The following is a 7,863-nucleotide window of genomic DNA, read 5'->3' as shown; positions in this document are numbered from 1 at the left end:
GGCTGGCTCGGGATTACGAGCGGACGGTGGCCTCGGCGGTGGCGATGGTGCAGATCGCTTACAGCCGGGTGATGCTGCGGCGGTTGACCCGCTCGGCCCCCTCAACCCTTTGAGGACAGCTTCTCAGACGCGGTTGACGGCCAGCACCTCGCAGGAACCGCCGGGGCGGTAGCGCAGCAACGTCCGGGAGCCGGGGTCGACGTGAATGCGGCGCTGCACCTGCGGCCCGGCCCCCAGCGCCGAGCGCAGCAGGACCCGCAGCGGGTCGCCGTGCGTGACGAGGACGACCCGCTGCCCGGCCCACCGGCGCAGCAGCCCCTCGCGCGCAGCCAGCACCCGGCGCTCCACCGCCCGCAGCGGCTCCCCGCCGGGCGGGGCCGCGTCACCGGAGTCGTTCCAGGCCGCGAACTCCCGCGGCCACCGCCTCACGACCTCCGCGCGGGTCAGGCCGTCCCAGTCCCCGACGTCGGTCGCGTCCCACTGCGGGTCGACCAGCACCTCCGCCCCGAGGGCCTCGGCGATGATCCGGGCGGTCTCGCGCGAGCGGCGCATCGTGGAGGTGATCACCACCGCGGCGTCGTGCACGTCCCAGCAGGTCGCCGCGACGGCCGCCTCGGCCCGCCCGTGGTCGGACAGCCCCGGGTCCTCACCGTGGCGGCCGGAGATCCGGCGCTGCTCGGTGAGCGGGGTCGAGGCGGGCCGCACGAGGACGAGCGTCGTCGGCGGGCCGTCGGGGTCGACGGCGCGGGCCGTGGCTGAGGCCGTGGCGGGGGGAGCGGCCGGTTCGGCGGCCGTCGTCGCGCGCTGCCACTGCCGCCCGGCCGCCGCGGCGTCCATGGCCTCGTTGGCCAGGCGGTCGGCGTGGGAGTTCTGGGCGCGCGGGATCCACCCGTAGTCCACGTGCGACCCCGCGAGCGAGCGCGCCTCCTGCGCCAGGACGCGCATGTCGGCGTGCTTGACCTGCCAGCGGCCCGACATCTGCTCCACGACGAGCTTGGAGTCCATCCGGACCTCCACCCGCGCGTCGGGGTCGACCGCCTGCGCCGCACGGAGCCCGGCGATGAGACCGCGGTACTCGGCGACGTTGTTGGTCGCCCGCCCGATGGACTCGGCGACCTCGGCGAGGACCTCCCCCGTCGCGGCGTCCTTGACCACGGCCCCGAACCCCGCGGGACCGGGGTTGCCGCGCGAACCGCCGTCGGCCTCGATCCGCAGGACGCGGCTCACAGCCCGGATTCCCCCGTGCGCACCAGGATCCGGCCGCACTCCTCGCAGAACACGACGTCGTCGGCGGCCGCCCCGCGGATCTCGGCCAGGTCCGAGGCGTTGAGCTCCAGCTGGCACCCGCCGCACCGGCGCGAGCGCAGCAGCGAGGCCCCGACCCCTCCGCGCGGGGCCCGGACCTTCTCGTACAGCGCGACGAGCGCGTCGTCGATCCCCATGACGATGGCCTGCCGGCGGGCCAGCACGGCCGTCTCCTCCTGGGCGACCTCGGCCAGGGAGGCGTCCCGGCGGGCGGTGACGTCGGCGATCTGCTCGGCCAGCTCGGTGTCCGTCGTCGTCAGCTCCGCGGCGGCGAACTGCACCTGCTCCAGGCGCTCCATGACGAGCAGTTCCTCGTCCTCCAGCACGCCCTGCCGGCGGGCCAGGGACTCCAGCTCGTGCTGCAGGCCCTGCAGGTCCTTGGCCGAGCCGGTCCCGGACTCCAGGCGCTTCGTGTTGCGGGCCGCGCGGTCGCGGACCTGGGCGACGTCGGCCTCGGCCTTGGCCACCTGCCGCTCGACGTCGCCGACGAGGGTGCGCGCGGCGACGAGCATGTCGCCGGAGCGGCGACGCTCGGCCTCCAGCCCCTGGAGCTCCTTCTGCTCGGGCAGGGTCGAACGGCGGTGCGCGAGCTGCGCCAGACGCGTGTCGACGGCTTGCAGGTCCAGCAGGCGCTGCTGGTCGATCGCCGGAGCCTTGGGCATCGCCCCGCTCACTCTCCTCGGCTGGGGACGCGCAACGACCAGGGATCGGTGCGCGTGGTGGACACGTGGGCCTCAACGGTACGGCCGGCCGACGCCAGCGCGACGACCAGGCGGTCGGCGCAGCCGGCCAGCCACGGCCACTCGCTGGCCCAGTGCGCGACGTCGACGAGGTGCGGGCGGCCGTCCTCGACGGCGGCGCGCTCGCGGGCCTCCGAGGCGGGGTGGTGGCGCAGGTCGGCGGTGACGTAGACGTCGGCGCCGCTGGCGCGGACCTGCTCGAACAGGCTGTCCCCGGACCCGCCGCACACGGCGACGCGCCGCACGAGGGCGTCGGGGTCACCGGCCACGCGCACGCCCTGCTCGGTCTCGGGCAGCGCGGCCGCGACGCGGTCGGCGAAGTCGCCCAGGCGCTCGGGGGCGGCCAGGACCCCGACCCGCCCGATGCCGAGGTCGGGCCGGCCCGGCAGCGGGTCGAGCGGGACGAGGTCGTCGAGGTCCAGGACGCGGGCGAGGGCGTCGGAGACCCCCGGAGCAGCCGCGTCGGCGTTGGTGTGGGCGACGTAGACGGCCAGCCCGGCCGTGATCGCCCGGTGCACCACCGCGCCCTTGAACGTCGTGGCCGCCACGGAGTTCACCGGGCGCAGCAGCAGGGGGTGGTGGGTCACGAGCAGATCGGCCCCGGCGGCGATCGTCTCCTCGACGACCTCGGCGACGGGGTCGACGGCGAAGTGGACGCGGCGCACCGGCGCGGCCGGGTCCCCGCAGACCAGCCCGACGGCGTCCCAGGACTGCGCCCACTCCAGGGGGTGCATGGCCTCCAGGGCGTCGGTCACCTGCCGGAGGGTGGGCGCGTCCGCGCCGGGCGAAGGGGCCGCAGGGATCACGGAGGCGAACACTAACGCCTCCCGGGCGGCTACGGTGGTGCCGCCGGACCCCTCCCGGGGGCCGCCAGGGGCCTGTAGCTCAGTTGGTAGAGCACCGCGCTTACACCGCGGCTGTCGTCGGTTCGAGCCCGGCCGGGCCCACCCGCCCTCACCCCTGGAGCGCCGCCAGGTGCGCGGCCAGCGACCGCGGCGCCCCGTGCTCCCCGCGCAGCAGCCAGCGCACCCGGCCGTCCTCGACGAGGAGGGAGAGCCGCCGCGCGACCCCCAGCTCCTCGTCGAAGGCGCCCAGGGCCCGCGAGACCTCGCCGTGCGGCCAGAAGTCGCTCAGCAGCGGGAAGGGGTAGACGCGGTCGTCGGCCCAGGCCCGCAGCGCCGGCACCGGGTCGCAGGACAACGCGGCGAGCTGCACGCCCGCCGCGTCGAACCGCTCGACCTCGAACGCCAGCGCCCCGAGCTCGGCGGTGCAGTGCGTGGAGAAGGCCGCCGGGACGCAGACGAGCAGCGCCGGCCCGTTCTCCCACAGCTCCCGCACCGCGACCCGCTCGCCGTGCTGGTCGGGCAGGAGCGCGTCGGGGACGGGGAAGGGGTCCCCTACCTGCGGGGTCAGCGGCGCCCGCTCTTCGGCGTCGTCATGCGCGTCCCGGCCCAGTTGGCGCACGCGCTCACGCTGGAGGTCGCGTGCAACCCGGCCGTGGGGGCGGCTTCGTCGATCTCGGCGGCGGCCACGTGCCCGGGCCGCCCGTTCTTCGGCGTCAGCAGCCAGACGATGCCGCCGTCGGCGAGGTTGGTGATGGCGTCCACCAGGGCGTCGACGAGGTCTCCGTCCCCCTCCCGGTACCAGCAGAGCACGACGTCAGCGACGTCGTCGGCGTCCTCGTCCAGGATCTCGCCGCCGACGAGTTCCTCGACGGCCTCCCGGAAGTCCTCGTCGACCTGCTCGTCCCAGCCGTACTCCTGGACCAGTTGCCCGGACTTGAAGCCCAGCTTGGCCGCTGCAGCCACATCCGCCGCAGGGTCCGCGGTCGCACCCACTGATGTCCTACCTTCCTCGACGCCCCCCGGAGGTGGGGCTCTTCGACAGTCCTGACCTCCTAGTGGAGCGGAGGAACGGTGTCCTGCGCAAGACGAACCGCGCCACGGACCGGTCACGATCCGTCCACCGGCCCTCCCCGGACGGCCGCGGGGGCCGGGACCGGGCGGGGGTGAGAGGCTGGGCCGGTGGCCACGGCGTCGACCCGCACGCGCACGACCCGCCTGGACCTGGACACCGGGGCGGCGACCGAGCGCGCCGACACCCTGGCCGTGGAGGAACCCCTCCAGCTGGAGGTCGACGGCGAGCAGCTCACCGTCACCATGCGCACCCCCGGGCACGACGTGGAGCTGGCCCTGGGCTTCCTGCACGCCGAGGGGCTGCTGCGCGGGCGCGAGGACGTGGTGGCCATGCGCCACTGCACCGACACCGGACCGGACGGGCAGCCGACGTACAACCTGCTGCAGATCAGCGCCCGCCCGGGCAGCCGGCTCGCCGGGGACCGCGTCGCCCGCCCGTTCACGACGACGTCGGCGTGCGGGGTGTGCGGCTCGGTCAGCGTCGAGGAGGTCCTCTCCCGGGTCCGCGCCCCCGTCCACGACGACGGGGTGCGGGTGCGCACCGACGTCCTGGCGGGCCTGCCCGACGCCCTGCGCGCGGCCCAGTCGACGTTCGAGCGCACCGGCGGCCTGCACGCGGCGGGGCTGTTCACGGCCGAGGGCGAGCTGCTGTGCGCCCGCGAGGACGTGGGCCGGCACAACGCCGTCGACAAGGTCGTCGGCTGGGGGTTGCGCGAGGGGCGCCTGCCGTTGCGCGGCACCGTCCTGGTGGTCTCGGGGCGGGCCTCCTTCGAGCTGGTGCAGAAGGCCGCGGTCGCCGGTGTGCCGGTGCTCGCGGCCGTCTCGGCGCCCTCCTCGCTGGCCGTGTCCCTGGCCCGGGAGGCGGGCATGACGCTGCTGGGCTTCGTGCGCCCGCCGCGGGCGAACGTGTACGCGGGCGGGCACCGGCTCGACGTCGGTCCCCCCACCGGCGAGAGCACGGCGGGGACCGGGGTGGGCCCGCGTCCGACGTCCGTCCTAACCTGATCCCACCAGCTGGGCCCCGTCGCCCACCGGCCCGACACCACGGCCCGGGCGACGTGACCCTCGACGACATGCGGGAGGACCACCACCGTGGCCAGACGCGATGAAGCGGGCGCGCCCGCCGGCAAGGGCCCCATCCTGAACGGCCTGCCGTCGCAGTTGCCGGACATCGACCCCGAGGAGACGGCCGAGTGGCTGGCCTCCCTGGACGGGATCGTCGACGAACGCGGGCAGAACCGCGCGCGCTACCTCATGCTGCAGCTGCTGCAGCGGGCCCGTGAGCGGCAGGTCGGCGTCCCCAGCCTCACCGCGACCGACTACATCAACACCATCGGCCCCGAGTCCGAACCGTGGTTCCCCGGGGACGAGGAGGTCGAGCGACGCTACCGCGCGTGGATCCGCTGGAACGCCGCGGTCATGGTGCACCGGGCCCAGCAGCCCGGCATCGGCGTCGGCGGGCACATCTCCACGTACGCCTCCTCCGCGACGCTGTACGAGGTGGGGTTCAACCACTTCTTCCGCGGCAAGGACCACGCCGGCGGCGGTGACCAGGTCTTCATCCAGGGCCACGCCTCCCCCGGCGTCTACGCGCGCGCCTTCCTCGAGGGCCGGCTGAGCGCCGAGCAGCTCGACGGCTTCCGCCAGGAGGTCTCCAAGGCCCCGGACGGCCTGTCGTCCTACCCCCACCCCCGGCTCATGCCGGACTTCTGGGAGTTCCCGACGGTCTCGATGGGCCTGGGCCCGGCGAACGCCATCTACCAGGCGCAGTTCAACAAGTACCTGCACCACCGCGGGTTCAAGGACACCTCCCAGCAGCACGTGTGGGCCTTCCTCGGCGACGGGGAGATGGACGAGCCGGAATCGCGCGGGTTCGCCCAGCTCGCGGCGTACGAGGAGCTCGACAACCTCACCTTCGTCGTCAACTGCAACCTGCAGCGCCTCGACGGCCCGGTCCGCGGCAACGGCAAGATCATCCAGGAGCTGGAGGCGTTCTTCCGCGGTGCGGGCTGGAACGTCGTCAAGGTCCTGTGGGGCCGGGAGTGGGACTCCCTGCTCGCCGCCGACCACCAGGGCGCGCTGGTGAACCTCATGAACGCCACCCCCGACGGGGACTACCAGACGTTCAAGGCCGAGAACGGCGGGTTCGTCCGCGACAACTTCTTCGGCCGGGACCCGCGCACGAAGAAGCTCGTCGACGACATGTCCGACGACCAGATCTGGAACCTCAAGCGCGGCGGGCACGACTACCGCAAGGTGTTCGCGGCCTACCAGGCGGCGATGAACCACACCGGTCAGCCGACGGTCATCCTGGCCAAGACCATCAAGGGCTACGGCCTGGGCCCGCACTTCGCCGGGCGCAACGCCACGCACCAGATGAAGAAGCTCACGCTGGAGGACCTCAAGCTCCTGCGCGACTCCCTGCGCATCCCGATCAGCGACGAGCAGCTGGAGAAGGACCCCTACCGCCCGCCGTACTACCACCCCGGTGACGGCGACGAGTCGATCCAGTACCTGCGCAAGCGGCGCGCCGACCTCGGCGGGCCCGTCCCCCAGCGGCGCGTCCAGCACGCCCCGATGCACCTGCCGGCCGACGACGCGTACAAGATCGCGGCCAAGGGCTCGGGCAAGCAGGAGATCGCCACGACGATGGCGTTCGTCCGGCTGCTGAAGGACCTCATGCGGGACAAGGAGTTCGGCCAGCGCGTCGTGCCCGTCATCCCCGACGAGGCCCGCACGTTCGGGATGGACTCGCTCTTCCCGACGATCAAGATCTACAACCCGCACGGGCAGAACTACACGTCCGTGGACCGCGAGCTCATGCTGGCGTACAAGGAGTCCGAGCAGGGCCAGATCCTGCACGTCGGCATCAACGAGGGCGGGTCCATCGCGGCCTTCACCGCGGCCGGGTCCTCCTACGCCACGCACGGCCAGCCGATGGTCCCGATCTACGTCTTCTACTCGATGTTCGGGTTCCAGCGCACGGGCGACAACATCTGGGCCGCGGCCGACACGATGGCCCGCGGGTTCATGATCGGCGCCACGGCCGGGCGGACGACGCTGACGGGCGAGGGCCTGCAGCACGCCGACGGGCACTCGCTGCTGCTGGCGGCGACGAACCCGGCGATCGTGTCCTACGACCCGGCCTACGCCTACGAGATCGGGCACATCGTCAAGGACGGTCTGCGCCGCATGTACGGCGAGGACCCCGAGAACGTCATCTACTACCTGACGGTCTACAACGAGCCGATGGTCCAGCCGGCGCAGCCGGAGGGTGTCGACGTCGAGGGGATCCTGCGCGGGATGCACCGCGTCTCGGTCGGCGAGGGCGACGGTCCGCGGACCCAGCTCCTGGCCTCCGGGGTCGGGGTGCCGTGGGTGCTGGAGGCCCAGCAGCTCCTGAAGGACGACTTCGGGGTCGTCGCCGACGTGTGGTCGGTGACGAGCTGGAACGAGCTGCGCCGCGACGGCCTGGCCTGCGACGAGCACGCCTTCCTCAACCCCGGTGAGGACGCGCGCACGCCGTACGTGACGCAGAAGCTGCAGGACGCCCCCGGCCCGGTCGTGGCCGTGAGCGACTGGATGCGCCAGGTCCCCGACCAGATCGCCCAGTGGGTCCCGGGCGAGTTCGCCTCCCTGGGCGCGGACGGCTTCGGCCTGTCCGACACCCGCGCGGCGGCCCGCCGGTACTTCCACATCGACGGCCCGTCGGTGGCGGTCCGGGCCCTGGAGATGCTCGCCCGCCGCGGCGAGGTCGACTGGCGCGCCCCGGGGCAGGCGATCGAGAAGTACCAGCTGCACGACGTGCGCGCCGGTCGCAGCGGGAACGCCGGCGGCGAGAGCTGAGCTGAACCCGCGGTGGCGGGCGCCCCGGGCCGGTTGCACCAGGTGCTGACGAACCT

7 protein-coding genes and 1 tRNA gene are annotated in these 7,863 nt (G+C 73.8%); 3 read left to right on the top strand and 5 right to left on the bottom strand.

Going from position 1 to position 7,863, the window contains the following annotated elements; translation table 11 throughout:
• Positions 1-123 precede the first annotated feature (123 nt).
• Genes AB2L27_RS19930 through AB2L27_RS19920 form a run of 3 tightly spaced genes read right to left on the bottom strand, consistent with a single transcriptional unit; the run spans position 124 to position 2,800 of the window.
• Entirely contained in the window at positions 124-1,227 is a 1,104-nt protein-coding gene (locus AB2L27_RS19930) for a bifunctional RNase H/acid phosphatase (RefSeq protein ID WP_370443238.1), read from the bottom strand.
• A complete protein-coding gene (locus tag AB2L27_RS19925; protein WP_370443237.1) occupies positions 1,224-1,967 on the bottom strand; it encodes a zinc ribbon domain-containing protein in 744 nt (247 codons plus the stop codon). The genes AB2L27_RS19930 and AB2L27_RS19925 overlap by 4 nt, the downstream gene beginning before the upstream one ends.
• Positions 1,968-1,975: 8 nt before the next feature.
• On the bottom strand, positions 1,976-2,800 hold the full coding sequence (locus tag AB2L27_RS19920) for a Nif3-like dinuclear metal center hexameric protein (RefSeq protein ID WP_370443236.1): 825 nt from the start codon (positions 2,798-2,800) through the stop codon (positions 1,976-1,978).
• Between the two features lie 119 nt (positions 2,801-2,919).
• Between AB2L27_RS19920 and AB2L27_RS19915 the strand changes: the two genes are divergently transcribed.
• Positions 2,920-2,992: transfer RNA gene (locus AB2L27_RS19915), tRNA-Val, on the top strand.
• 7 nt (positions 2,993-2,999) lie between these two features.
• On the opposite strand, the gene AB2L27_RS19910 is transcribed toward AB2L27_RS19915, so the two are convergent.
• Both AB2L27_RS19910 and AB2L27_RS19905 read right to left on the bottom strand, forming a co-directional pair.
• Positions 3,000-3,509, bottom strand: a complete 510-nt coding sequence (locus AB2L27_RS19910) for a redoxin domain-containing protein (RefSeq protein ID WP_370443235.1) — start codon at positions 3,507-3,509, stop codon at positions 3,000-3,002.
• Positions 3,455-3,883, bottom strand: coding sequence for a DUF3052 domain-containing protein (locus AB2L27_RS19905; protein ID WP_370443234.1), 429 nt, complete (start codon positions 3,881-3,883; stop codon positions 3,455-3,457). Before AB2L27_RS19905 ends, AB2L27_RS19910 begins: the two co-directional genes overlap by 55 nt.
• 186 nt (positions 3,884-4,069) lie before the next feature.
• Between AB2L27_RS19905 and fdhD the strand changes: the two genes are divergently transcribed.
• Both fdhD and aceE read left to right on the top strand, forming a co-directional pair.
• Entirely contained in the window at positions 4,070-4,966 is an 897-nt protein-coding gene (fdhD, locus tag AB2L27_RS19900; protein WP_370443233.1) for a formate dehydrogenase accessory sulfurtransferase FdhD, read from the top strand.
• An 87-nt stretch (positions 4,967-5,053) separates the two neighbouring features.
• On the top strand, positions 5,054-7,807 hold the full coding sequence (aceE, locus tag AB2L27_RS19895; RefSeq protein ID WP_370443232.1) for a pyruvate dehydrogenase (acetyl-transferring), homodimeric type: 2,754 nt from the start codon (positions 5,054-5,056) through the stop codon (positions 7,805-7,807).
• Positions 7,808-7,863 lie beyond the last annotated feature (56 nt).

Origin of the sequence: Kineococcus halophytocola, from assembly GCF_041276425.1 — a bacterium.
In the GTDB taxonomy this organism is placed as follows: domain Bacteria; phylum Actinomycetota; class Actinomycetes; order Actinomycetales; family Kineococcaceae; genus Kineococcus; species Kineococcus halophytocola.
This window is presented reverse-complemented; position numbering and strand designations above follow the sequence as displayed.